The organism is Amycolatopsis sp. NPDC047767, from assembly GCF_040704195.1.
Taxonomy (GTDB): Bacteria; Actinomycetota; Actinomycetes; order Mycobacteriales; family Pseudonocardiaceae; genus Amycolatopsis.
Window position 1 is genome coordinate 233,370 of record NZ_JBEYSJ010000006.1, and the last position, 23,925, is coordinate 257,294.

At 71.2% G+C, this 23,925-nt stretch carries 22 protein-coding genes; 7 read left to right on the plus strand and 15 right to left on the minus strand.

The window, feature by feature from the left end; genetic code table 11:
* Positions 1 to 72 precede the first annotated feature (72 nt).
* Both mtrA and AB0878_RS14020 read right to left on the minus strand, forming a co-directional pair.
* Positions 73 to 750: an MtrAB system response regulator MtrA gene (mtrA, locus tag AB0878_RS14015; RefSeq protein ID WP_139099890.1), complete on the minus strand. Its 678-nt coding sequence runs from the start codon at positions 748 to 750 to the stop codon at positions 73 to 75.
* A 180-nt stretch (positions 751 to 930) separates the two neighbouring features.
* Entirely contained in the window at positions 931 to 1,260 is a 330-nt protein-coding gene (locus AB0878_RS14020; RefSeq protein WP_366579738.1) for a bifunctional 3-phenylpropionate/cinnamic acid dioxygenase ferredoxin subunit, read from the minus strand.
* A 167-nt stretch (positions 1,261 to 1,427) separates the two neighbouring features.
* On the opposite strand from AB0878_RS14020, the gene AB0878_RS14025 reads away from it, so the two are divergent.
* The 3 genes from AB0878_RS14025 (at position 1,428) to solA (ending at position 5,853) form a co-directional block, all read left to right on the plus strand.
* A complete protein-coding gene (locus AB0878_RS14025) occupies positions 1,428 to 2,213 on the plus strand; it encodes an IclR family transcriptional regulator (RefSeq protein ID WP_366579740.1) in 786 nt (261 codons plus the stop codon).
* A 218-nt stretch (positions 2,214 to 2,431) separates the two neighbouring features.
* The gene (locus tag AB0878_RS14030) at positions 2,432 to 4,726 is read left to right on the plus strand and encodes an FAD-dependent oxidoreductase (RefSeq protein WP_366579742.1); all 2,295 of its coding nucleotides are present in this window, start codon (positions 2,432 to 2,434) and stop codon (positions 4,724 to 4,726) included.
* Positions 4,723 to 5,853 carry an N-methyl-L-tryptophan oxidase gene (gene solA / locus AB0878_RS14035; protein WP_366579743.1) on the plus strand — a complete coding sequence of 377 codons (1,131 nt, stop codon included), beginning with the start codon at positions 4,723 to 4,725 and terminating at the stop codon, positions 5,851 to 5,853. Before AB0878_RS14030 ends, solA begins: the two co-directional genes overlap by 4 nt.
* 4 nt (positions 5,854 to 5,857) lie before the next feature.
* Here the strand turns inward: solA and AB0878_RS14040 are convergent, their stop codons facing one another.
* Positions 5,858 to 6,499 carry a dTMP kinase gene (locus AB0878_RS14040; protein WP_366579745.1) on the minus strand — a complete coding sequence of 214 codons (642 nt, stop codon included), beginning with the start codon at positions 6,497 to 6,499 and terminating at the stop codon, positions 5,858 to 5,860.
* Between the two features lie 22 nt (positions 6,500 to 6,521).
* A complete protein-coding gene (locus tag AB0878_RS14045; protein ID WP_366579747.1) occupies positions 6,522 to 7,547 on the minus strand; it encodes an aldo/keto reductase in 1,026 nt (341 codons plus the stop codon).
* Between the two features lie 140 nt (positions 7,548 to 7,687).
* On the opposite strand from AB0878_RS14045, the gene AB0878_RS14050 reads away from it, so the two are divergent.
* On the plus strand, positions 7,688 to 8,314 hold the full coding sequence (locus AB0878_RS14050; RefSeq protein ID WP_366579749.1) for a TetR family transcriptional regulator: 627 nt from the start codon (positions 7,688 to 7,690) through the stop codon (positions 8,312 to 8,314).
* On the opposite strand, the gene AB0878_RS14055 is transcribed toward AB0878_RS14050, so the two are convergent.
* On the minus strand, positions 8,311 to 8,742 hold the full coding sequence (locus AB0878_RS14055) for a hypothetical protein (protein ID WP_366579751.1): 432 nt from the start codon (positions 8,740 to 8,742) through the stop codon (positions 8,311 to 8,313). The two genes, AB0878_RS14050 and AB0878_RS14055, sit on opposite strands and share 4 nt — an antisense overlap.
* A gap of 194 nt (positions 8,743 to 8,936) precedes the next feature.
* Between AB0878_RS14055 and AB0878_RS14060 the strand changes: the two genes are divergently transcribed.
* The gene (locus AB0878_RS14060) at positions 8,937 to 9,929 is read left to right on the plus strand and encodes a hypothetical protein (protein ID WP_285972627.1); all 993 of its coding nucleotides are present in this window, start codon (positions 8,937 to 8,939) and stop codon (positions 9,927 to 9,929) included.
* A 96-nt stretch (positions 9,930 to 10,025) separates the two neighbouring features.
* On the plus strand, positions 10,026 to 10,322 hold the full coding sequence (locus AB0878_RS14065; RefSeq protein WP_366579753.1) for a hypothetical protein: 297 nt from the start codon (positions 10,026 to 10,028) through the stop codon (positions 10,320 to 10,322).
* Positions 10,323 to 10,376: 54 nt separating this feature from the next.
* Here AB0878_RS14065 and AB0878_RS14070 read toward each other — a convergent pair whose 3' ends face one another.
* Both AB0878_RS14070 and ahcY read right to left on the minus strand, forming a co-directional pair.
* Complete coding sequence (locus AB0878_RS14070; protein ID WP_366579754.1) at positions 10,377 to 11,210, minus strand: acetoacetate decarboxylase family protein; 834 nt, start codon at positions 11,208 to 11,210, stop codon at positions 10,377 to 10,379.
* 354 nt (positions 11,211 to 11,564) lie between these two features.
* Positions 11,565 to 13,037: an adenosylhomocysteinase gene (ahcY, locus tag AB0878_RS14075; RefSeq protein WP_366579755.1), complete on the minus strand. Its 1,473-nt coding sequence runs from the start codon at positions 13,035 to 13,037 to the stop codon at positions 11,565 to 11,567.
* A gap of 98 nt (positions 13,038 to 13,135) precedes the next feature.
* Between ahcY and AB0878_RS14080 the strand changes: the two genes are divergently transcribed.
* Positions 13,136 to 15,409 (plus strand): hypothetical protein, encoded by a 2,274-nt coding sequence (locus AB0878_RS14080; RefSeq protein ID WP_366579970.1) that lies wholly within the window; start codon positions 13,136 to 13,138, stop codon positions 15,407 to 15,409.
* A gap of 95 nt (positions 15,410 to 15,504) precedes the next feature.
* Here the strand turns inward: AB0878_RS14080 and AB0878_RS14085 are convergent, their stop codons facing one another.
* The 8 genes from AB0878_RS14085 to AB0878_RS14120 form a co-directional block, all read right to left on the minus strand.
* Positions 15,505 to 16,212 (minus strand): LPXTG cell wall anchor domain-containing protein, encoded by a 708-nt coding sequence (locus AB0878_RS14085; RefSeq protein ID WP_366579756.1) that lies wholly within the window; start codon positions 16,210 to 16,212, stop codon positions 15,505 to 15,507.
* Between the two features lie 334 nt (positions 16,213 to 16,546).
* Positions 16,547 to 18,097 (minus strand): amino acid permease, encoded by a 1,551-nt coding sequence (locus AB0878_RS14090; RefSeq protein WP_366579972.1) that lies wholly within the window; start codon positions 18,095 to 18,097, stop codon positions 16,547 to 16,549.
* Positions 18,098 to 18,186: 89 nt separating this feature from the next.
* Complete coding sequence (locus tag AB0878_RS14095; RefSeq protein WP_366579758.1) at positions 18,187 to 19,101, minus strand: cation diffusion facilitator family transporter; 915 nt, start codon at positions 19,099 to 19,101, stop codon at positions 18,187 to 18,189.
* A gap of 181 nt (positions 19,102 to 19,282) precedes the next feature.
* Entirely contained in the window at positions 19,283 to 20,515 is a 1,233-nt protein-coding gene (gene manA / locus AB0878_RS14100) for a mannose-6-phosphate isomerase, class I (protein WP_366579974.1), read from the minus strand.
* A 107-nt stretch (positions 20,516 to 20,622) separates the two neighbouring features.
* The gene (locus AB0878_RS14105) at positions 20,623 to 21,717 is read right to left on the minus strand and encodes a hypothetical protein (protein ID WP_366579760.1); all 1,095 of its coding nucleotides are present in this window, start codon (positions 21,715 to 21,717) and stop codon (positions 20,623 to 20,625) included.
* A complete protein-coding gene (locus AB0878_RS14110; protein WP_366579762.1) occupies positions 21,701 to 21,946 on the minus strand; it encodes a Trm112 family protein in 246 nt (81 codons plus the stop codon). The genes AB0878_RS14105 and AB0878_RS14110 overlap by 17 nt, the downstream gene beginning before the upstream one ends.
* 86 nt (positions 21,947 to 22,032) lie before the next feature.
* A complete protein-coding gene (locus AB0878_RS14115) occupies positions 22,033 to 23,388 on the minus strand; it encodes a phosphomannomutase/phosphoglucomutase (RefSeq protein ID WP_366579764.1) in 1,356 nt (451 codons plus the stop codon).
* Positions 23,389 to 23,462: 74 nt separating this feature from the next.
* The gene (locus AB0878_RS14120; protein ID WP_204093559.1) at positions 23,463 to 23,816 is read right to left on the minus strand and encodes a DUF3499 domain-containing protein; all 354 of its coding nucleotides are present in this window, start codon (positions 23,814 to 23,816) and stop codon (positions 23,463 to 23,465) included.
* Positions 23,817 to 23,925 lie beyond the last annotated feature (109 nt).

Sequence of the window (23,925 nt, forward strand, 5' to 3'; positions counted from 1 at the left end):
GGCCGTCCCACCTTCGGGTGACTCTTCGTCCCGGCGGGTGGGCCGGCTGCCGCGGAAGCCGTCATCGGGCCATCACGGCGGGCCGGCCTTGTAACCGACGCCGCGCACCGTCAACACCACCTCAGGGTGCTCCGGGTCCTTCTCGACCTTCGAACGCAGACGCTGGACGTGCACGTTGACCAGCCGCGTGTCCGCCGCGTGGCGGTAGCCCCACACCTGCTCCAGCAGCACTTCGCGGGTGAAGACCTGGCGCGGCTTGCGGGCCAGCGCCACGAGCAGGTCGAACTCCAGCGGCGTGAGCGGGATGGCCTTGCCCTCGCGAGTGACCTCGTGGCCCGGCACGTCGATCGCCAGGTCGCCGATGGTCAGCGACTCGGCGGGCTCGGCCTCGGTGCGGCGCAGGCGGGCGCGCACCCGGGCGACGAGCTCCTTCGGCTTGAACGGCTTGACCACGTAGTCGTCGGCACCGGACTCCAGGCCCAGCACTATGTCGACGGTGTCGCTCTTGGCGGTCAGCATCACGATCGGCACACCGGACTCGGCGCGGATCGCCTTGCAGACGTCGATGCCGTTCATGCCGGGCAGCATCAGGTCCAGCAGGACCAGGTCCGGTTTGAGCTCGCGCAGCGCCGGCAGCGCGCGCGAACCGTCCGCGACCACCGCGGTGTCGAACCCCTCGCCGCGGAGCACGATGGTGAGCATCTCCGCCAGCGCGGGGTCGTCGTCGACCACCAAGACACGTGCCTTCATGAGCACATGTTCGCACTACTTGCGCCGCCGTCGAGCACGACCCGCGCGTTTGACCACCAGAAAGATCAAGATCGCGAGCCCGGGTTGCTCCATCCGGGCGTGCCGGAGCAGGCGTTGGACGGCCCGTGAAGGCTCTCGGGCAGGCGCTCGGGAACCCCCACGGGCCTCGGGTGGGAAGAGCTACGCGACACCCTCGCCGACGACGGCCGGCACCGGCGCGTCGACGAACACCACACCGTCGGTGACCACCACGGAGTAGGTGCGGACGGGGTCCTTCGCGGGCAGGCACGTCGGCGCGCCGGTGCGCAGGTCGAACTGGGCCGCGTGCAGCGGGCACTCCACGAAGCAGCCTTCGAGCCAGCCGTCGGCGAGCGAGGCGTCCTGGTGGGTGCAGGTGTCGTCGATCGCGTAGAAGCCGGTGGCGGTGTGGAAGACGGCGATCGGGGTCGGGCCGTCGATGCGGAGGGACTCGCCCTCGGGCAGGTCGGCGACGGCGCAGGCACGGATCATCGGGAAGCCTCCGGGAAACGGGTCACGGGAACCGGGAGCGGTTGGTGAATGTTGCGCATGACGCGTCGATGTGCACTGTGCGCAACAGTGCGGCCCGCCGGCCCCCGTCGTCAAGGGATTCGCCCGCTCAGCCGAACAGATCGCCGTCCAGCCGTTAGTGTTGCGCTATGCGGAACCAGGACTCGGGCAACGCAACGGGAAGCCAAGTTCAGTCGGTCGACCGCGCGATCAACGTGCTGGAACTGCTCGCGCGCAACGGGGAGTCGGGGATCACGGAGATCGCCGGTGAGCTCGGGGTACACAAGTCGACGGCGTCCCGGCTGCTGAGTGTCCTGGAACAGCACGGCCTTGTCGAGCAGCTGGGCGAGCGCGGGAAGTACGCGATCGGGTTCGGCATCGTCCGCCTCGCCGGCGCGGCGACCGGCCGCATGGACCTCGCGAAGCTCGGCCGCCAGACCTGCCAGGCGCTGGCCGAGGAGCTGGGCGAGACCGTGAACATCGCGATCGCCGACGACGGCGTGGCCATCAACATCAGCCAGGCCCGCGGCTCGGCCGCCATCACCACGCAGAACTGGACCGGGCAGCGCACGCCGCTGCACGCGACCTCCAGCGGCAAGGTGCTGCTGGCCGCGATGGGCGAGGCCGACCGCAAGCGCGTGCTCGGCCACGGCCTCGAGCAGTACACGCCGCGCACGACCGTGGACCCCGAGGAGCTCGAGTCGGAAGTCGAACGCGTGGCCGAGGACGGCTACGCGGCCTGCTTCGAGGAGCTGGAGCTCGGCATGCACGCCGTCGCGGTGCCGATCCACGGCCCGGGCGGCGAGGTCGTGGCGGCGATGAGCGCGTCGGGGCCGTCGTACCGGCTGTCGAAGCAGCGGATCAAGCAGATCGTGCGGCCGATGACCGAAGCGGCGAAAGAACTTTCGGCGCAACTGGGCTACTACGCCGGCTGACACTCCCCCGGCGTCGGATCGCCTCTGCCGGCGTCCGCGTTACGGGCTTCACCTGCCCGGGCGCAAGCGAAAAACCCCTTCCTCGCGCGGTCTTGACACGCGCCCCCGCGATCCCGCACTTTGTTGCAGAAGACGGAACACACACCCCCATCCGCAACCTGGCCCGTGCCCGGCGGGTCGTTCGGCGCGCCCGGTGAACCCCGGCCAGGAGGTACGCGATGGCAGCCCGACCGCGAGTGGTCGTCATCGGCGCCGGGCAGGTCGGCTGCGCGCTGGCCGACGAGCTCACCGAACGCGGCTGGACCGACGTCACGGTGCTGGAGCAGGGGCCGCTCTTCACCGCCGACGGACCGGGCCTCGTGCACCAGACCGACGCGGACCGCACGCTGACGGAGTTCGCGAAGTACACCGTGGCCAAATACGGCTCGCTGACGCTGGAGGGCCGGTGGTGCTTCCAGCCCGTCGGCGGCCTGGAGCTCGCGACGACGCCGCAGCAGCTGGCGCAGCTGCAACGACGGCACGGCTGGGCGACGTCGTGGGGCGTGCGCGCGTACCTGCGCTCACCGCGCGAATGCGCCGAGCTGCACCCGCTGCTGGACCCCGCGCAGATCCTCGCCGGCCTGCACACCCCGGGTGACGGCGTGGCGAAACCGCTGCGTGCCGCCGAGGCCCAGGCCCGGCGCGCGATCGACCGCGGCGCGCGGTTCCTGGCGGGACAGCGGGTCGTGGCCGTCGAACGCGGCGGCGGGCGCGTGACGGCCGTGCGCACCGAGACCGACCGGTTCCGCGCCGACGTCGTGGTGTCCTGCGCGGGGGTGGGCGCGCCGGCGATCGGGCGGCTGATGGACCTGGCCGTGCCACTGGTGTCCTTGGCGCAGCACTACGCGCGCACCGTTGCGCTGCCCGCGCTCGCCGGTGACAACGATGACTTCACGGAGGCGGGCAAGCCGGTGCTGCGCCACGGCGGGCTGTCCGTGCGCGAGCACGTGGACCGCCTCGGCCTCGGCAGCACCGCGCCCCGCACGGCCGGGCCGTTCGCCCCCGCGGACTTCGAGCAGCCCTGGGCCGAGGCCGTGCGCCTGCTGCCCGCGCTGGCCGACGCGAAGGTCGAGGACGGCGTGACCAGCCTGGTCGCGGCCACCCCGGACGGCAAGCCGCTGCTCGGCGAGCACCCGGACCTCGACGGTTTCTGGGTCGCCGAGGCCGTGGCCTTCCCGCACGCCGCCGGCGTGGCACGGGAGGTGGTGCGGTGGCTCGTCGACGGGCAGCCCCGGCTCGACCTGCACGCGAGCGACCTCGCCCGGTTCGAGCGGGTGCAGCTCGCGCCGGACCACGTGCGGGACCGCGCGATCCGGACGTTCGCGGGCCCCCGGTCCGACCGGCCGCGGCCGCCGTTGCGCACGTCGCCGTTCTACGAGCGGCACGTCGCGTTGGGCGCGCGCTTCGCCGAAACCGGTGGCTGGGAACGCCCGGAATGGTTCTCCGCCAACGAAACCCTGCCCGAGCTGTCCCGCGTGCCGGCGTCGTCCGAACCGCGGACGGCGAGCGCCGAGGCGATCGTCGCGCGCGAGCGCGTGGCGGTGTTCGACCTGACGCCGGCGACCCGCCTGGAGGTCACCGGACCGGGTGCGCTGCCGTTCCTGCGGACGATGACCACCAACGAGCTCGGCCACGCGCCGGGCGCGGTCACCTACACGCTGCTGCTCGGCGAAGACGGCGGTGTCCGCAGCGATCTCACGGTGGCGAGCCTGGCCGCCGACCGGTTCCACATCGGGGCCAACAGCGCCCTCGACGTCGACTGGCTGCGCCGTCACCTGCCCGGCGACGGCACGGTGCAGATCCACGAAACCACGGCGGGCACGTGCTGTCTCGGCGTGTGGGGACCGCTCGCCGCGCGGGTGCTGGCCCCACTGTCCACAACGGAACTGCCGGCGGACGGCGCCGGCACCGCGTTCGTCGGCACCGTGCCGGTGCTCGTGCTGCCCCGGTCCGGTGATCCGGGCTGGGAGCTGCACACGAGCGCGGATCTGGGACGGCTGCTGTGGGACACGCTGTGGGAAGCCGGACAGCCGCACGGGATCATCGCCGCCGGGCACCACGCGTTGTCGAGCCTGCGGCGGGAGGACGGCCGGCCCACCTGCGGCGTCGACTTCACCGCGGAGCACGATCCGTACGAGGCCGGGCTCGGGTTCGCCGTGCGGATGGACAAGGGCTACTTCCTCGGCCGTGACGCGCTGCTCGGGCGCTCGGCCGCCACCGTCGGGCGCCGGCTGACGTCGCTGGTCACCGACGATCTGGTGCTGGGCAAGGAACCCGTGTACTTCGAGGGCCGGCCAGCGGGCTACGTGACGAGTGCGGCACGCGGCCACACCGTCGGCGAGAACCTCGCGTACGCGTGGCTTCCCGTCGAATGCGCGAAACCTGGTACACCGGTGGAGATCGAGTACTTCGGCCGGCGGGTGCCGGCGGTCGTGGATCCCGAAGGACCGCGCAGCACGAGGAGAACCGCTTGACGCACTACGACGTGATCGTGATCGGCCTCGGCGGCATGGGCAGCGCCGCGGCGTACCGGCTCGCACAGCGCGGACAACGGGTGCTCGGGATCGACCAGTTCGCGCCCGTGCACAACCTCGGCTCCAGCCACGGCGGTTCGCGCATCACGCGCCAGGCCTACCTCGAAGGCCCCGACTACGTGCCGTTGCTGCTGCGCGCCCACGAGCTGTGGGACGAGATCGAACGCGACAGCGGCCGGCACCTGTTCACGCGCTGCGGCGGGCTGATGGCCGGACCGCCGGACTCGCGCACGATCACCGGCAGCGTGCTCTCGGCCGAGAAGTTCGACATCCCGCACGAGCTGCTCGACGCGGCGGAGATCCGCCGCCGCTTCCCGACGATGTCCCCGCGCGACGACGAGGTGGCGCTCTACGAGCCGGGCGCCGGGTTCGTGTCGCCGGAGGGCAGTGTCGCCGCGCACCTGCAGCTCGCCGCGCGCCACGGCGCCGAGCTGCACCACGAGGAGCAGGTGTTCACGTGGAGCACGTCGGAGTCGGGCGTACGCGTGGGGACCGCGTCGAGCTACTACACGGCTTCGCGGCTGGTGCTGTGCCCCGGCGCGTGGGCGCCGGCGCTGCTGGCCGACCTCGGGGTGGACTTCGAGGTGCAGCGGCAGGTGCAGTACTGGTTCGAACCGGCGGACGCGGCGCCGTTCGCGCCCGGCCGGCACCCGGTGTACCTGTGGGAAACCGAGCAGGGCGAACAGTTCTACGGCTTTCCCGCGCACTCACCGCAGGGCGTGAAGGTGGCTTCGCACCTCGCCGGCACGCCGTGCACGGCCGACACGATCGACCGCCGCGTGCACGACGACGAGGTGCGCGCCGTCACCGAGCTCGTCGGCTCGCGGCTGCCGGCGCTGGGCACGTTCCGCCGCGCCGCGACCTGCCTGTACACGAACACGCCCGACGAGGACTTCGTGATCGCGCGGCACCCGGCACACCCGCGGGTGGTCGTGGCGTGCGGGTTTTCGGGGCACGGCTTCAAATTCGTGCCCGTGGTCGGCGAGATCGTGGCCGATCTGGTCGTCGACGGGAGCACGACGCACCCCATCGCCCTCTTCGACCCCGCGCGCTTCGACGAACGCTGATCGCTCAGGACAGCAGCGACTTGGCCAACGTCGGCAAGTCGACACCGGCCACCCCGTCGAGCACGTGCCACGGCGCGAGCCAGCCGGCCGCGGCCAGCTCGTCGTACACGGCGGCGCACCGCTGCTGCAGGGCGTCATCGGATTCGAACGCGTCCCGCGCCCGCTCGCTGTCCGCGGCGGCCCGGCGGACGGCCCGTTCGGCGGCAACCTCCGGCGGCACCCGCAGCAGCAGGTGCGCGTCGGGCCGCGGCAGCGCGAAGCGCTCGACCTCGATGCCCCACACCCAGCGCACGACGTCGCCGTCGCCGTTCTCGCGCAGGCGCGCGGCGGCGTACGCGGCGTTCGAGGCGACGTAGCGGTCGAGCAGCACCACGTCGTTGTCGGCCAGCAGCGCGCGGATCTCGTCGGCCGCGCCGCTGCGGTCGAGCGCGTAGAGCAGGGCCATGCCGTAGACGGAGTCGGCGAGGTCGCCGTGGCCGCGGTGCAGGGCCTCGCGCACGAGGTCCGCGTGGATGCTGCGGCCGTAACGCGGGAACGCCAGGCTGCCGACCCGCGCGCCCTCGCGTTCCAGCTCAGCGGTGAGCCCGTCCGCGAGGGTGCGCTTGCCGGCACCGTCCAGACCTTCGATCACGACCAGTCGCCCCACGGGGCTCACCCTAGGACAGGCGCTACCGGGCCAATGGCGGGGTGACGCCGTAGGACCAGTTGTGGTCCAGCGCGACCTCGCGCTCGCCGGTCACCGTCAGCGCGTCAAGCCGCTTCAGCTCGTCGCCGGTGAGCTCCAGCGAAGCGCCGCCGGCGTTCTCCGCCAGCCGGCCGACGTGCAGCGTGCCCGGGATCGGGACCACGTCCGGCGCCTGCGCCAGCAGCCACGCGAGCGCGACCTGGCCGGGCGCGGCGGCGTGGGCCGCGGCGATGTCGCGCACGACTTCCACGGCGGCGAGGTTCGCCTCGAACACCTCCCGCGCGAACCGCGGCATCTTGCGCCGGTAGTCGTTCTCCGGCAGGTCGTCGAACGAGGTGAGCTTGCCCGTGAGCATCCCGCGACCCAGCGGGCTGTACGGCACGACGCTGATGCCGAGCTCGCGGCACAGCGGGAACACCTCGTCCTCGATGTCGCGCGACCACAGCGACCACTCGGTCTGCACGGCGGTGATCGGGTGCACGGCGTGCGCGCGGCGGATCGTGTCGGGCGCGGCCTCGCTCAGCCCGAGGTACCGGACCTTGCCCTCCGCCACGAGCTCGGCCATCGCGCCGACGGTCTCCTCGATGGGCGTGTCCGGGTCGACGCGGTGCTGGTAGTACAGGTCGACGTGGTCGGTGTCCAGCCTGGTCAGCGACCGCTCGATGCGTTCGCGGACGTACTCCGGACGGCCGTTGATGATCGCCGGAGCGCCGTCGAACGGACCGCGGACGATGCCGAACTTGGTGGCCAGCACGACCGAGTCGCGGCGGCGCGCGATCGCCTTGCCGATGGCCTCCTCGCTGGCGCCGTAGATGTCGGAGGTGTCGACCAGGGTGACGCCGAGGTCCAGCGCGCGGCCGATGAGGGCGTCGGCGGTGTCGTCGGTGGCGTGGTCCTCGGCCTGTCCGTACGGACGGGCGAAGCCCATCGCGCCGTAACCGACGGCGCCGACGGCGGGACCGCTCGAACCGAGCCGGCGCTGGGGAATGGGGCCCTGGGAAGCAGGCATGGAAGGAATCCTTAGTCGCGGTGGTTGCTCTCGTCGGTGCGGCTAAGTCCGCACCTGTGGACCACACTAAGTCCACGAGTGCGGACTTAGCAACCCGCACGTGCCCCGGAACCGGGGACCAGGCTCGTACGCTGGCGACCATGAGTCCTGATCCGACGCCGAAGCGCCGGGACCCCGTGGCCACCCGGGCGGCGATCCTGAGCGCCGCCCGCAAGGCGTTCACCGAGCACGGCTACGACGGCGCCGGCGTCCGCGAGATCGCCCGCGCCGCCGACGTGGACGCGCGGCTGATCGGCAAGTACTTCGGCTCGAAGGAAGGGCTCTTCGCCGAGGTCGTCGAAGTCGCGTTCGAGAAGTCGATGATGATGACGCCCGAGCTCAACGCCGAGGCGGCGCGAGCCCTGCTGACCGGCGACGACCCGCACGCGTCCGACGGGATGCTGCTCACCCTGCGCTCGGTCGCCAACCCGCGCGCAGCGGAGATCATGCGCGCGAGCATCGAGCGCAACTACCAGGCCCGGCTCGCCGACGCGTTGCCCGGCACCGACGCGACCGCTCGCTCCGCGCTGCTGATCGCCATCTGCGCCGGGACGCTGCTCAACCGCATGCTGCTGGGCTCGACCGTGCTCACGGGCCCCGACGCCGAAGGCCTGATCCCCTACCTGCGCGCGGCGCTGGACGCCGTGGCCGTCGCGCCGGACGAGCCGGTGGTCGACCGGCGGCCCGGCGGGAGGGACGGCACCGCCGGGCCGGCCGGTACGCCCTAGGCGGCCTGGCGCCGCGAGTGCAGCAGGTAGCCCCCGCCGCCGGTGAGCAGCAGGCCCGCGAGGATGAGCAGCGGCAGCCAGCCGGAGTCGTGGTCCTCGGGCGGCGGGGTGTCGCCGCGCGGCAGGACGTCGGCGACGAGCCGGACGGCACGCGCCTCGCCGGTGGCCGATTGCGGGACGAGGTGGGCGTTGCCGACGCCGGAGGGCTGCGCCGCGCTCGCGCCCGGTGCCGACGTCAGCAACGCCGTGCCGACGAGCACCACGAGCGCCAGAACCCGGCCTGTGGTGCGTACTCTCTCGATCCGGACCCGGCCACGGTGGACGGCGGCCCGGACGGTGACGAGTGACTGCTTGACGAACACCGGCACGGAACCTCCCCACCCCACGATGTGCCCCTCGGTCGTCACAACGGTGAACAGTGCGGTCACGCGGAGCAAGATGCTCTTCCGGTGATCAACGCGTTCCGGGTCAGTTCTGGAACACGGAATGGGCACCCTTGCGTGGCCAACCACCCCGAACGGGGGTCGGAGCGGCTACCGTGCGCTGCTAACGTGAACGTTCCGCGGTGTTCACGGCCGGCGCACGCAGTGATCTCCACACTGGTCTGGTGAAGGGACAAGCGGTGTCTCGAGACGGGGAAGGCGCACTGATCATCGAACCTGTTCGCCGTGGCTCGGGCGACCTGCCCGCCGAGCTGGCCGACGCGTTGCGCACCGGCGAGTTCCACCACGCCCTGCGCACGGCCATCTCGCACCGGGGACTGTCACTGGCCCGCCTGCGCGCCCACCTGGCGCTGCGCGGTGTCCAGATTGGACAGTCGACGCTCAGCTACTGGCAGCGCGGGCTGCGCCAGCCCGAAGTGCCCAAAGCATTGCCGGCCGTGCGCGCGCTGGAGTCGGTGCTGCAGCTGCCGGCCGACTCGCTCGTGGTGCTGATCGGCCCGCGCACCGCCCGCCCGCGCGGGCACCAGGCCGCGGTGTCGTTCCACGACCTGCGCTCGGGCGACATGGGCTCGATCGTCGACCAGCTGCTCACCGACCTGGGCGTGCTGCCCTCGTCGAACCACTCCAACGCCGACCTGGAGCTGCTCTCGGTCCACGACCGCATTACGGTCGACGAGCGCCGCCGCCAGGTCAGCATCCGCACGCGCCTGGTCACGCGCGCCCGGCGGCACGGCCCCGACCGCTACGTGACCGTGTACAACGGCGACCCCGGCTGCAAGATCGACGACGTCGAGCTGATCACCGCCGAGGGCTGCCGCGTCGGGCGGATCCGGCGCCACCCCGGCGGCGAGACGATGGCGACCGAGCTGCTCTTCGACCGCAAACTCGGCGAAGGCGACATCCACGTTTTCTGCTTCGAGGTGCGCGACGACTCCAGCGCGTTGTTCCCCGGCTACTACCGCATGCTGCGCGACCAGGCTGCGAGCTACCTGCTGCAGCTGCAGTTCGCGCCCACCGCGATGCCCGCCCGCTGCACCCGCCAGGTCCGCGCCCGCGACGACGCCCTGCCCGTCGAGGCCGAAGAGCTCCCGCTCGACACGGGTGGCGTGACAAGCGGTTACTTCCGCGACGCGGGACCGGGGCTGGCCGGCATCGCCGTCGAGTGGAACTGAGCTCTCCGGTGAACAACGGGGCCCCCGACCTGCGTTGACGGGCCCCGGTGCCACGCGCACGATGAGTTTTCGGGGCAGCCTCACCAGGAGCCGAAAATGAGTTTCGTACAAGTCATCGAGTTCAAGACCACGCACCCGGACGAGCTGAACGAGCTCATGGACGAGTGGAAAACCGCGACACAGGGCACTCGCACGGCCACCCACGCGGTGGTGATGAGCGACCGCGACAACCCCGGGACGTACATGGAGTTCGTCGAGTTCCCGTCGTACGAAGAGGCGATGCGGAACTCGGAGCTGCCGGCGACCGCCAAGATCGCCGAGCGCATGGGCAAGCTGTGCGACGAACCGCCGGTGTTCCACAACCTCGAGGTGATGCGGGACGAACGGCTCTGAGCGGCCGGGCGCCACGCGGGCGACCCGGCCGCGACCTCGTCAGAGGTGATCAGGTCAGAGGATGATCAGATCCGTGACGCTGTAGGACAACGAGCCGCGGAAGCCCGCGCCGGTGCGCTGCGGTGCCAGGTCGGCCAGTTCCTCGGCCTGGGCCGGGAAGAACGACAGCTCGCCGGTGCCGGTCCACGTGCCGGCCACCTGCGGAGTGTCCAAAACGGACTGCGTCAGCTCGTGCACGGCGGGGTTCTGGTACTGCCCGGCCGAAAGCCGCGGGAAGTGGCGCAGGTTCACGATCGGCCGCCCGAGCGCCGGGATGGTCGGCGCGGTCTTCTCCAGCGTCACGCGGGCCTCGGCCAGCTGCCGGCTGTTCGACGACAGCGTGGCCCCGAACCGGCCGCCGGGGCCGACCACGGGGCCGGCCTGGCTCGGCACGCCGAACGCCCGGGTCTGGTGCACGGCCCCGATCTTCTTCGGGAAGCCCTGGATCCAGCCACGGGCGAGCGCCTCGTCGTTGTCCACGTAGATGAACGGGCACCACGCCACCGGCGAACCCTTGTGCACGGCGTCGAGCAGCACGAGGAACTCGCTGTACTGGCTGCGCACCGGGTCGAGGTACTCGTTGTCGCTGGCGGAAAACTGCCAGTCGATGAACAGCGCGTAGCCGTGCCCCGAACTCGCCGGGTCCGGGTCCAGCCCGGTCGGCAGCGACGCGGCGGCCGCGGCCGGCGTGGTCCAGAACTCGACGCCGACCACGTCACCCACGTAGTGCCACGGCGGCGTGGGCGCAAGGTTGGCCACCCCACGAGCGCTGAGCGGATAGCTGTAGCCCTTGAGCCGTTCGTTCACCGGCGTGGTCGTGGCGCCCTCGGCGAACGCGGGGGTGCTCATCGCCCCCGCCGCCACCGCGGCCAGCCCTCCGGCGATTACCCCTCTTCGGCCCACTTCTCCTGCGGACAAGGCAGATCCCCTTCACTTCGACAATCCCCCGGCCGTCGTACGCGACCGCTCCTCTCCGAAGGAACCACGGGATTGCGCCGAACGCGGACGGATGCGCGGAGGCCGGAGTCCAGGAGGCAGACCCGGGGCGGATCTTCGGGCACATCGGACGTCGTGGACTTGTCCTCGGGGAACCGGAGTACACCGCGCGGTGGTCCGAGCCACCTGGGTGTCCACTGTGGAGGCAGCAACGCCGAAGCGGCGCCCGGGAGACACCCCGGACGCCGCTTCGGCCGTGCGGAAAGCTCAGTAGCGGTAGTGGTCCGACTTGAACGGGCCTTCCACGTCCACGTCGATGTACTCCGCCTGCTCCTTGGTGAGCTTGGTCAGCTCGCCACCCAGCGCCTCGAGGTGGATGCGCGCCACCTTCTCGTCGAGCTTCTTGGGGAGGCGGAACACCTCCTTGTCGTACTCCTCGTGCTTGGTGAACAGCTCGATCTGCGCGATGACCTGGTTCGAGAAGCTGTTCGACATCACGAACGACGGGTGCCCGGTCGCGTTGCCGAGGTTGAGCAGCCGGCCCTCCGACAGCACGATGATCGTGTTGCCGTTGGGGAACACCCACTCGTCGACCTGCGGCTTGATGTTGATCCGGTGGATGCCCGGGTAGCGCGCGAGGCCGGCCATGTCGAGCTCGTTGTCGAAGTGGCCGATGTTGCCGACGATCGCCTGGTGCTTCATCTTCGCCATGTGCTCGACCATCACCACGTTCTTGTTGCCGGTGGTGGTGATCACGATGTCGGCCTCGCCGAGCACGTTCTCGAGCTTCTTGACCTGGAAGCCGTCCATCGCCGCCTGCAGCGCGCAGATCGGGTCGATCTCGGTCACGATCACGCGCGCGCCCTGGCCGCGCAGCGACTCCGCCGCGCCCTTGCCGACGTCGCCGTAACCGCAGACCACGGCGACCTTGCCGCCGATCAGCACGTCGGTGCCGCGGTTGATGCCGTCGATCAGCGAGTGGCGGATGCCATAGCGGTTGTCGAACTTCGACTTGGTCACGGCGTCGTTCACGTTGATCGCCGGGAACAGCAGCTCACCCGCGGCGGCCAGCTGGTAGAGCCGCAGCACGCCGGTGGTGGTCTCCTCGGTGACGCCGCGGACGCCCTCGCCGATGGTGGTCCACTTCGAGGAGTCCGCCGCAACGGAAGCGCGCAGCAGCTCCAGGAAGACCTTCCACTCGTCGGGGTCCTCGTCGTCGGCGGGCGGCACGACGCCGGCCTTCTCGTACTCGGTGCCCTTGTGCACGAGCATGGTGGCGTCACCGCCGTCGTCGAGGATCATGTTCGGACCCTCGCCGTCCCAGGTGAGCATCTTCTCGGTGCACCACCAGTACTCCTCCAGCGACTCGCCCTTCCAGGCGAACACCGGCACACCCTTCGGCTCCTCGGTGGTGCCGTGCGGGCCGACGACCACGGCGGCGGCCGCGTGGTCCTGCGTGGAGAAGATGTTGCACGAGGCCCAGCGGACCTCGGCACCCAGCGCCACCAGCGTCTCGATGAGCACGGCGGTCTGCACCGTCATGTGCAGCGACCCGGAGATCCGCGCACCCCGCAGGGGGTAGACCTCGGCGTACTCACGGCGCAGCGACATCAGGCCCGGCATCTCGTGCTCGGCGAGGCGGATCTCCTTGCGGCCGAACTCGGCGGCCTCGAGGTCGGCGACGGCGAACTCGATGCCGCCCCGGGTGTCGTGCCGCTTGGCAACGCTTTCGGGGGTCATAGTGCGGTTCCTCCAAGGATTGATGGCATCTGAACAGTACCGTTGTCGGCTTGACGTCCCCCTGACCGGCTTAGGAGACCCTTACCGTGCCCGCCCCGCTGCCCGGCCCCGACACCCGCATCGTCGAGCTCAGGGTGGCCGGACTCGCGGGCACGAGCGGCGAGACGCTGCTCGACGCGGTGTCCACCGTCGACGTCGCCGGCGACGGGGTCGGCCGGGTCGTGCGCCCGGCGGACCGGCTGCGGCGCCCGGCCCCCGGTCCGATGGTGCCCGCGCTGGGCCGTTCCATCCCACGCACGCTCGAAGGATACCTGTGGAGCCGCATGACCTCGGGCGGCGCCGCCAAGGCCACGTGGGCGCTGCTGTTCCCGTTCTCACTGGCCAACGTCGCGTTCTGGATGCTGCCGCCGGTGCACCGCGCCCGGTGGCTCGGCGGCCTGTGCCGCGGGCTGCTGCGCGTGGTCGCGGTGCTGCTCACGATGCTGTTGATCGGGCAGGTCGCCGTGACCGTGCTCGACCTGTTCGCCACGCAGTGCCTCGCGCCGGGCAGCGGCTGCCTGCCGTGGGCGCCCTCGTGGCTGCGCTCGGACGCGGCGCGGCTGACGATCGGGGTCGCCGTGCTGTTCGCCGTGGTGGTCCTGCTGCACCGGGTCTCGTCGTCGAACTGGCAGGTCAAGGCCCCTGAACCCCGTGCCCGGCGCGGCTCGCCGCTGCAGCTGCTCGCCGACCCGGAGGCGCCCGGGATGTCCGCGACGCACACAGTCGCGGCCCTGGCCTGCGTCGCGTTGCTGCTGCTCGGCGGACCGCTGCACGTGCCCGACGACGTGCCCCGGCTGATCGGCTGGATCTGCGTGCTGGGGCTGGTGGTCGCGGTGATCGTCGGTGCGGCGATCGGGAGCGACCCCGGCCGCGTCGCGCGGCGCACGCTGATGACCTTCGCCGCGGCGCTCGTGATTTTCGCTGCCGTGCTCGCCGCACCGCTGCCCGCGCGCGGCGGCCTGCGCGGCACCGACGGCACGGTCGAAGGACTCGGCGCGGCGCTGCTCGCGATCACCATCCTGTTCGCGCTGGCCCTCGTGCCGATGGCGCTGCTCGCGCGAACGACGTGGAAGACGCGGCCGAAACGGCTGCGTCCGTGGCTCGGCGGCTGGGCGGCGGCACCGGTGGTCGCGCTCGCGGGCCTGCTCGGCGGCGGCTTCGGCGCCGGGCTGGCCATCGCCGTCCGCCGGCTGCTGGGCACGGGCGGGCTGCGGCTGCCCGACACCTACGAGCTGATCACTGTGCTGTGGGGCGCCGGGCTCGCGTTGATCGCGGTGCTCGCCGTGGCCGGTTACGCGATCGCGGTGCCGCTGCGCCGGCGGCGCCGCGGGATCCCGGCGCTGGTCGAACTGGTGCAGCTCGACGCGAAGCAGGAGCAGGCCGCGGCCCGCGCGTGGGCCCGCTCGGCGTGGGAACGCCGGCACCTGCACCAGCTGGCGATGATCGTGGCCATCGGGCTCGGCGTCGCGGGACTCGCGTTGCTGGTGGTGCGTTTCGGCTTCGACCTGCGGCCCTCGTGGTTCACACCGGTGTCGGCCGTCGGCGTGTTCGCGCTCGGCGGCTTCGCGCTCGGCCTGTTGCGGGTGGTCTACTCCGCAGCGCGCACGCCGGAACGCAACCGGCACCTCGGCGCGCTGGCGGACCTCGTGTCGTTCTGGCCGCGCGCGGCACACCCGACCGTGCCACCGTGTTACGCGCTGAAGGTCGTGCCCGAGCTGGCCGAACGCGTCAAGGAGCACCTCACCGAACCGGGCACGCGCGTGGTCCTGTCGGGACAGAACCTCGGCAGCCTGCTCACCGTGCTCACGGCCGCGCGCCTGTTCACGGAGCTGACCCCCGACGAACGCGACCGCGTCGGCCTGCTCACCGCGGGGTCGCCCCTGCAGTGGGGTTACCAGCGTGCGTTCCCCGCGGTGCTGCCGCAGGATGCGCTCGCGACGCTGTTCGGCGACCTCGACGGCCGCTGGCGCGCGCTGTGCCGCGGTACGGACATCTTCGGCGGCGGCGTCACGACCTGGCGGCACAACGTCTCCGGCCGCCACCTCATCGGCGACGGCTACCGGCCCGAAGGCGGCTCGGGCCCGCTCGAAGCGACACCCGAGGAGTCCGGCGTGCTCGTGCTCGGCGGCGACCACTGGCTGCCCGACCCGCTGCGCGCGCCCGACGGCCGCCACCGCTGGGCCCCGGGCGTGCTCAAGCACACCGACTACCTGGCCGACGCCGAGTGGGACCAGGCCGTGGCGATGGCCGCGGGGCTCGGCCGCCCGAGCGGGCGCTCGCGGCTGCTGGGCGAACAAGGCTCGCTGTTCGGCGATCTGCCGCGGCCGCGTTAGAAACCCTTGCGCCGTAACGAAAAGACCGGAGGGGAACCACACCCGTGGGCAAACGGGCGTGGCTCCCCTCCGGTTTCAGGAACCCGAAATGCAGGTCAGTTGGCGCTGCGGCGACGGAACTTCAGCAGCGCGAGCAGGCCACCACCGACGACGAGCAGCGCCGCGGCGATGTAGATCAGCCACGCGTTGTCGAAGCCCGTGTTGGCGAGCTGGCCGCCGGTGCCACCGGTCTCGTTGCCGGCCGGGGCGGCGGCGACGGCGGTGGTGCTGGTCGGAGCCTCGGTCGCGGCGTGCGACGTGGTCGGGACCGCGGGGGACTCGGTCTCGGTCGGCTGCGTGGTCGGGGTCTCCGACGGCTTCGTCGGCTGCGTCGACTCCGGCGCGGTCTTCGTGCCGCAGGCGTACCAGCTGTCGATCTTCGGCTGGCTGCCGTTGTAGTTGTGCGGCGCGATGAGGTTGTTCCAGGGCAGGTCCTTGGTCAGGTTCTTCTTGCCCGGGACGTACACCGCGTAGCCGTCGTCGCCGCCGGCGACGACGAGCGCCTCGACCTTGACGCCTTCCTTGGTGGCGGTGATGTTGAGCGACTTGCTCTTGTCGCCGCCGGTGAACGTGAAGTCACCCTGGTCGAGCTTCTTGCCGCTGACACCCTTGATCTGGGAGCAGTCGGGGGCGTGGCCCTGGATCGGGTTCGCGCGGCCGTCGTCGGAGGTGCACGCGAGGGCGGACGTCGCGGTGCCCAGCAGGGCGAGTCCGGCCACCGCGGCGACCGTGAAACCCGCACGCAGTCTGGTGATGGTGGGCATTCAGTGAACTCCTGTACCGAACGGGGGATACCTAGAGAAGATCAGTGCACTCCCAGTGAGGATCGAAACCACTTACCGTATGAATCACACACGAGTGATTAACCCGTCAGAGGGAAGCCGAGGCGGACGGTATCGCAAACGGCTCACTCGCTCACCCTGCGTTCGAGACGTGATCCAAACCGAGATATCGACGTTACCCTTGCGTGATCATTCTGACTTAGGTGACAACTCGGCCACATCACGCAACCTTCCCGAACCTCGGTGAATGCCCAGGTCAGGGACGCAAAACGGCCCGCCACCCCGAGTGGGACGGCGGGCCGTTGCGGGCAGTGGTTCAGTCCTCTGAGGACGCCGGCGACTCCGGCGAAGCGGACTTCGCGGCCGGTTCCTCCCCCGCGGCGATCCGCTTGCCGAGCAGCGAGTGGCGCCGGCTGTAGACGAAGTAGATGACGACCCCGACGACCATCCAGACCACGAACCGCAGCCAGGTCAGCACCGTCAGGTTCAGCATCAGCCACAGGCACGCGAGGATTGCCAGGATCGGGATCAGCGGCACCGCGGGCACGCGGAACGCGCGCGGCAGGTCCGGTCGCGTCCGGCGCAGCACCAGCACCCCCGCCGAAACGAGGATGAACGCGAACAGCGTGCCGACGTTCACCATCTCCTCGAGCTTGTCGGCCGGGAAGAACGTGGCCGCCACGACCACCAGGCCGCCGACGAGCAGCGTCGCGCGCTTCGGGGTGCCGTGGCCGCCGGTCTTGGCCAGCCCGCGCGGCATCAGGCCGTCGCGCGACATCGCGAAGATGATCCGCACCTGGCCGAGCATCAGCACCATGACCACGGTCGTGAGGCCGGCGAGCGCGCCGACGGAGATGATGTTCGCGGCCCAGTCGACACCGTTGACGGAGAAGGCCGTGGCGAGCGTCTTGTGGCTGCCGTCGCCCGCCTCGGTCGCCAAGTCGGTGTAGGGCACCATGCCGACGACCACGAGCGACACGGCCACGTACAGCACCGTGACGATGGCCAGCGAGCCGAAGATGCCGCGCGGCACGGACTTCTGCGGGTTGCGCGTCTCCTCCGCGGTGGTGGCCACGATGTCGAACCCGATGAACGCGAAGAACACCAGCGACGCACCGGCCAGCAGACCGAAGATGCCGAACACGCTGCCGCCGCCACCCAGGATCACCGAGAACAGCGACTGGTCGACCCCGCTGTCGCCCGGGCTGCCGGGCTTGGCCTCCGGGATGAACGGCGTGTAGTTCGCGCCCTTGATGTAGAAGACGCCGAGGATGATCACGAAAAGCACCACGGCGACCTTGATCCCCGTGATCACCATGGAGAACCGCGAAGACAGCTTCGTGCCGATGGCCAGCAGCGTCGTCAACGCGACCACGACCACCAGCGCACCCCAGTCGATGGTGACCCAGCCGAGGTCGATCGTGGTCTTGGCGCCCTCGCCGAAGAGGTAGCCGAGCACGGTCTCGAGGTAGACCGACCAGCCCTTCGACACCGCCGCCGCGCCCACGGCCAGCTCCAGGATCAGGTCCCAGCCGATGATCCACGCCATGAACTCACCGAACGTGGCATAGGAGAACGTGTACGCGCTGCCCGCGACCGGCACGGTCGAGGCGAACTCGGCGTAACACAGCGCCGCCAGGGCACACGCGACCGCGGCGCACACGAACGCGACCGACACCGACGGGCCGGAGAAGTCACCCGCCGTGCGCGCGGTGAGTGTGAAGATGCCCGCGCCGATGACGACCGCGACACCGAACACGGTCAGATCCCAAGCGCCCAGGTTTCTTCGGAGCTTGGTCTCGGGCTCGTCGGTGTCCGCGATGGACTGCTCGATCGACTTCGTGCGCCACAAACCCTGCCCGGGCACAGCGACCTCCAGATGACCTGCGATGACCTGCATGGAAACGGGTCATTCACCCTAACGCGGCAAACCGGAGGCTGCGCGGCAGGAGTTGATCACCGCGCGTCGCGGTCGAGGTCCGGTTCGAGGTAGATGAGCGAGGCGACCGGGACCTTCGCGCGCACGCGGGCCTCGGCGTCGTCGATGGCCAGGGCGACCTCCGACGTGTCGAGGCCGGGCACCAGGGCGAGCTTCGCCGCCACGAGCAGCTCGTCGGGGCCGAGGTACTGCGTGCGGATGTGGATCACGCGCTCGACCTTGCCGGCGGCCAGCTCGTCGACGATCGTCTCGAGATCGGTGTCGGTCGCGCCCTCACCGATGAGCAGGCTTTTCATCTCGACGATGAGGATCACGGCGATCACGCCGAGCAGCGCGCCGATGAACACGGTGCCGATGCCGTCGAACACCGGCTCGCCGGTGATCACCGACAGGCCCACGCCGAGCAGCGCGAACACCAGGCCGATGAGCGCGCCCGTGTCCTCCAGCAGCACGACGGGCAGCTCGGGTTCCTTGGCCTGGCGGATGAACCGCCACCAGCCGACAGTGCCCTTGATCTTCCGCGACTCGCCGATGGCGGTGTAGAAGCTGTAGCCCTCCAGGCAGATCGCGACCAGCAGGATGATCACGGCCACGATCGGCGATTCGAGCGGCTCGGGCTCGATGATCTTGTGGATGCCCTCGTACAGCGCGAACGCCGAGCCGAGCGTGAACAGCATCAGCGCGACGATGAACGAGTAGAAGTACCGCTCCCGCCCGAACCCGAAGGGGTGTTCCTTAGTGGCGCGCCGGCGTGACGTCTTCTGGCCGAGCAGCAGCAGGCCCTGGTTGGACGTGTCGGCCAGGGAGTGCACCGACTCCGCCAGCATCGACGACGAGCCCGTGACCAGGAACCCGACGAACTTCGCCACCGCGATCCCGGCGTTGGCCGCGAGCGCCGCGATGATCGCCTTGGTACCGCCACCTGCTGACACGGCGTGCTCCCCTGCCTGTTGCGCAATGGATTCCCGAAATGCCCGATCGGGAGCCTAGAGGACCGATCACCACGCCGTCGCTTCGGCCACGTGAACGTTTTGTGCGCGAACGCCGCGCACGGGAAAGGGCACCTCGCGGGGATCGGAGTCCCCGAGGTGCCCCTTCCCGGAACGGCGGAAGTCAGTCTTCGCAGGTGCCGGCGGTGGCGCGGAACAGCTGGGCCGGACGGCCCGCGAGCGGGCGGACCGAGACGGCCGGGTCGGCCGCGGGCAGCCACACCGACTGGCCGCGCAGCAGCTCGACCTGCTCCCCGTCCTCGGCCGTCACGAGCAGGTCGCCGTCGGTGCAGAGCAGGATCTGCGGACCGGTGCAGTCGACCACGAGCTCGGTGTCGTCGCCGGCCTCCCACCGCATGCGCGAGAGCTCGAACTCCGGCGCGTCCGTGTGATAGACGGCCATGCCCTGGCCGGCGCATTCGCCCAGCTGCACCGGCATCTCGCCGCACGCGAAGTCGACCACGCGCAGCAGCTCCGGCACATCCACGTGCTTGGGCGTGAGGCCGCAGCGCAGGATGTTGTCGGAGTTGGCCAGGATCTCCACGGCCGTGCCCGACAGGTAGAGGTGCAGGTTGCCGGCCGGCAGGTAGATCGCCTCGCCCGCGCGCAGCGTCAGGCGGTTGAGCAGCAGCGCGGCCAGCACACCGGCGTCACGCGGGTGCGCTTCGCCCAGTTCCAGGATCGTGCGGCACTCCAGGCCGAACTCACCGTGGTCGGCGACGTGGCGCACGCACGCGTCGAGGACCTCGGGCAGCAGCTCGTCGAGCGAGGCCTGCGGCAGCGTGATCCACGTGGTGAACAACGCGCGCAGCCCCGCCGGGTCCGGCTGCGCTTCGAGCAGGCCGGTGTACTTCGCCAGCCCCGGCGTTTCGATGGCTTTGAGCAGCTTCACCGTGCGCTGCGGGTCGCGGAACCCGGCCAGCGCGTGGAACTCCGTGAGCGCGCAGACGAGCTCGGGTTTCGCCGTCGGGTCCGGGTAGTTGCGGTTGGGCGCGTCGCGCGGGATGCCGAGGCGCTCCTCGCGTTCGTGCCCCTCGGCGGCCTGCGCGGCCGACGGGTGGGCCTGCATCGACAGCGGCTCCTCGGCCGCCAGGATCTTCAGCAGGAACGGCAGCCGGCCGCCCCAGCGCTTCGCGCAGCGTTCGCCGAGCTGGCCGACCGGATCGGCGTCGACGAGCTCCAGGAGGCTCCGTTCGGTGCCGTCCGGGGCGAGCACGCGGGACGGGTCGCCCGGGTGGGCGCCCATCCACAGCTCGGCCTCGGGGTGCGGCGCCGGCACCGGACGTCCCTGCAGCTGCGGGATCGCGGTGCGCGATCCCCAGGCGTAGGGCCGTACGGCGTTGCGCAACAGCTCCACTGTCACCTCAACTCCCAATCCTTCCCATCGGCCGGAGCCGATGTCGTGCGGGCGGTGCCGTCCCCACGGCGCTCGCCGGCACTTCCTCCCCCTGATCCCGTGAGCCGTCAAGCGGTGGCCGGCTCGTACCTCCCGGCGCCACCGATGCTGCCCGCCGCGAGCCCGAGGTACACCGCGGCGAGCTCGAACCGCAGCGCGAGCACCGCGGCCCGGACGATCTCGTCCGCTTCGAACTCCTCGGCCGGCGCGATCACGTCCGCGTCCGGGAGGAACTCCTCGGCCTGGAAGCGGGCCGCCTCGGCGGCGGGCCCGGTCCGCACCGAGAGCAACAGCACCCTCGTGGCGGTTCCACCGGATGAGTCGTCCGGATCGGCGAAGATGTCACGCTCTTGGCCGCCCGATTGCGCAACTCTGCGAAGCGCGGGCCGCGCAAGCGCTTGCCGGAAGTCCTCGGCGTCGCACACCACGCCCGAATGAGCCGCGAACGCGTGTGCCGCGTGCTCCGCGACGGCCACCGCAACGGGGTCGAGACCCCACAGCAGCGGCACGCGGTCGGCCACGCGCAGCGCGAGCGCCTTCGCCGGATTCGCGAACGACTCGCGCGCGAGGTAGTCCTTCTCGGCCTCGAGGTCGAGCTGGTCGGCCAACGCCTGCACGTCCGCCACCAGCAGGCCCAGCGCGTTGGCCGTGAGCAGGCCGGCGGCCAGCCCGCGCGGGAACGCGAGCTCCGGCGGCACCGGGATGCGCGGCGCGAGCAGCACGCCTTTGCCGGCCACCGAAGCGGCGACGGGGCCTTCCGCCGGAGCGGACAGCACCACGGTCGCGCCGAACCGGGCCGCGCGCTCCAGCGACGCGGCCAGCTCGCGGTCACCCGCGTCGTCGGTGTGCGCGAACACCACGTCGAGCGCGCCGATCCACGACGGCACGATCTCGGCCGTCACCACCGGCACCGGGCACGCCGGCGCGAGCAGCGCCGCCAGCAGCCGCGTGAGCGTGCGGCTCACGCCGGGCCGGTCGATCAGCACCAGCGAACGCGGGCGCCCCAGGTCGAGCCGGTCACTCAGTTCCAGCTCGGCCGCGGCCTCGGCAGTCGCCCGCACCTGCGCCCCGGCCATGGCGGCGGCACGCAGCAGCCCCGCGCTGTCGGCCTCGGCCAGGCGCGTGGGGTCGTCGAGCAGCGAATCGTCAAGCACTGTCGGCATGGCTGTCATCCGGCCGGCCGGGGGTGCCAGGGACACGGTCACCACTCAGTACGGCTTCGTCGAGAAGCAGTACCGGGATCCCGTCACGGACCGGGTACACCCGGCCGCACTCGGTACAGGTCAGCGCTTCGGCATCCGCGTCGTCCGGCGTGCCGGGACGCAGCGGTGCGTGATCCGGCGACGGGCACGCGAGGATCTCGAGCAGCTGGGCGTCAAGCGTGATGGCCATGGTTCCTCCATACCACGCGTAGGTGGGTCGCAACGGCACCTTCCGGACACAGTTCGCCTCGGTCGGTCCCCATCAGCGTGGCTTGCTCAGCCCCGGACAATTGCCAGTACATCGTCGGTCAGCGCCTCGACGGCGGCGCGGTCGGCCGCCTCCACGTTCAGCCGCAGCAGCGGCTCGGTGTTCGACGGGCGCAGGTTGAACCAGGCGCCGCCCGGGAGCTGCACGGTCAGGCCGTCGAGCTCGTCGATCTCGACGCCCGACTTGTCCGCGTACGCGTCCTTCACGGCGAGCATGCGCGCGACCTGGTCGGTCACGGTCGAGTTGATCTCGCCCGAGGCCGCGTAGCGCGAGAAGTCCTGCGTGAGCGCGGACAGCGGGCCGTCCTGCTCACCCAGCGCCGCGAGCACGTGCAGCGCGGCCAGCATGCCGGTGTCGGCGCGCCAGAAGTCGCGGAAGTAGTAGTGCGCGGAGTGCTCGCCGCCGAAGATCGCGCCGGTGCGCGCCATCTCCGCCTTGATGAACGAGTGCCCCACGCGCGTGCGGACGGGCTTGCCGCCGTGCTCGGCGACGATCTCCGGCACGCCCTTCGACGTGATCAGGTTGTGGATGACCGTGCCACCCGGCTCCTTGGCCAGCTCGCGCACGGCGACCAGCGCCGTGATCGCGCTCGGCGAAACGGGCTCACCGCGCTCGTCGACCACGAAGCAGCGGTCGGCGTCACCGTCGAAGGCCACACCGGCGTCGGCGCCGACCTCGCGGACCTTGGCCTGCAGGTCGACGATGTTGGCGGGGTCCAGCGGGTTGGCCTCGTGGTTCGGGAAGGTGCCGTCGAGCTCGAAGTACATCGGCACGATCTCGATCGGCAGCCCGGCGAAGACGGTGGGAACGGTGTGGCCGCCCATGCCGTTGCCGGCGTCGACCACGATCTTCAGCGGCCGCGAGTGCGTGAGGTCGACGAGGTTGCGCAGGTAGGCGGCGTAGTCACCCAGCACGTCGCGCTCGCTCACGCTGCCGGTCTTCCCCTCGAACGCGGGCACGCCCTGCTCGACGGTGTCGCGGATCTCCGTCAGGCCGGTGTCCTGCCCGACGGGGCTGGCGCCGGCGCGGCACATCTTGATGCCGTTGTACTTCGCGGGGTTGTGGCTGGCGGTGAACATCGCGCCCGGCATGTTCAGCGAACCGGAGGCGAAGTACAGCTCGTCCGTGCTGCACAGGCCGATCGACACCACGTCGAGGCCCTGCGACGTCACGCCTTCGGCGAAGGCGGCCGACAGCCCCGGCGACGAGTCGCGCATGTCGTGGCCGATCACCACCGACGGCGACTCGGTCTTGATGAGCAGCGCGAACGCCGCGCCGAAGTCGCGTACCAGTGCCGCGTCGAGCTGCTCGCCGACCACACCGCGGATGTCGTAGGCCTTCACGATGCCCGAAAGATCTGGCACGCCGTCTCCCCGCCGTCAGTTCTCGTCGCGGCGCCGGTCGCGCCGCGCGGAAAGCCTACCGGCGGGAGCGGGGCTCAGGCGCGCCCGGGGAGCACGCGGAGGTGGCCGCGCCTGCCGGACGGGCCCTCCGGCTCGGGCGGCGGCGCCGGCCGGTCCGAGCGGCCCGCCTCGCGGACGGCCTCGGCCAGCGCGGTCAGCTCGTCGGCCGACTGCTCCGGAGTGGCGAACGTGCCCTCGTGGCGCACGACTTCCCAGCCCTTCGGCACGGTCAGCCGCAGCGCGTGGGCCTCGCACAGGTCGTACGAATGCGGCTCAGAGGCGGTGGCGAGGGGACCGACGACGGCGGTGGAATCGCTGTACGCATACGTGAGCGTGGCGACAGCGGGCTCTGGACAACCCGTTCGCGAACATTTCCGTACGCTCCGCACGATCCAGAACGATAGCGCGTCGCCGCAAGGGGGCCCCGGCGACACGCGCGCGACGCGCACGACCGCATAGACTTGCGCGGTGGCGACGGCTCGTGATTACCGACAGCGG

Coding starts and splice junctions, on each gene's coding strand:
- mtrA (WP_139099890.1), bottom strand. CDS start 750: ATGAAGGCACGTGTCTTGGTGGTCGACGACGACCCCGCGCTGGCGGAG.
- AB0878_RS14020 (WP_366579738.1), bottom strand. CDS start 1,260: ATGATCCGTGCCTGCGCCGTCGCCGACCTGCCCGAGGGCGAGTCCCTC.
- AB0878_RS14025 (WP_366579740.1), top strand. CDS start 1,428: ATGCGGAACCAGGACTCGGGCAACGCAACGGGAAGCCAAGTTCAGTCG.
- AB0878_RS14030 (WP_366579742.1), top strand. CDS start 2,432: ATGGCAGCCCGACCGCGAGTGGTCGTCATCGGCGCCGGGCAGGTCGGC.
- AB0878_RS14045 (WP_366579747.1), bottom strand. CDS start 7,547: ATGCCTGCTTCCCAGGGCCCCATTCCCCAGCGCCGGCTCGGTTCGAGC.
- AB0878_RS14050 (WP_366579749.1), top strand. CDS start 7,688: ATGAGTCCTGATCCGACGCCGAAGCGCCGGGACCCCGTGGCCACCCGG.
- AB0878_RS14065 (WP_366579753.1), top strand. CDS start 10,026: ATGAGTTTCGTACAAGTCATCGAGTTCAAGACCACGCACCCGGACGAG.
- AB0878_RS14070 (WP_366579754.1), bottom strand. CDS start 11,210: ATGAGCACCCCCGCGTTCGCCGAGGGCGCCACGACCACGCCGGTGAAC.
- ahcY (WP_366579755.1), bottom strand. CDS start 13,037: ATGACCCCCGAAAGCGTTGCCAAGCGGCACGACACCCGGGGCGGCATC.
- AB0878_RS14085 (WP_366579756.1), bottom strand. CDS start 16,212: ATGCCCACCATCACCAGACTGCGTGCGGGTTTCACGGTCGCCGCGGTG.
- AB0878_RS14105 (WP_366579760.1), bottom strand. CDS start 21,717: ATGCCGACAGTGCTTGACGATTCGCTGCTCGACGACCCCACGCGCCTG.
- AB0878_RS14110 (WP_366579762.1), bottom strand. CDS start 21,946: ATGGCCATCACGCTTGACGCCCAGCTGCTCGAGATCCTCGCGTGCCCG.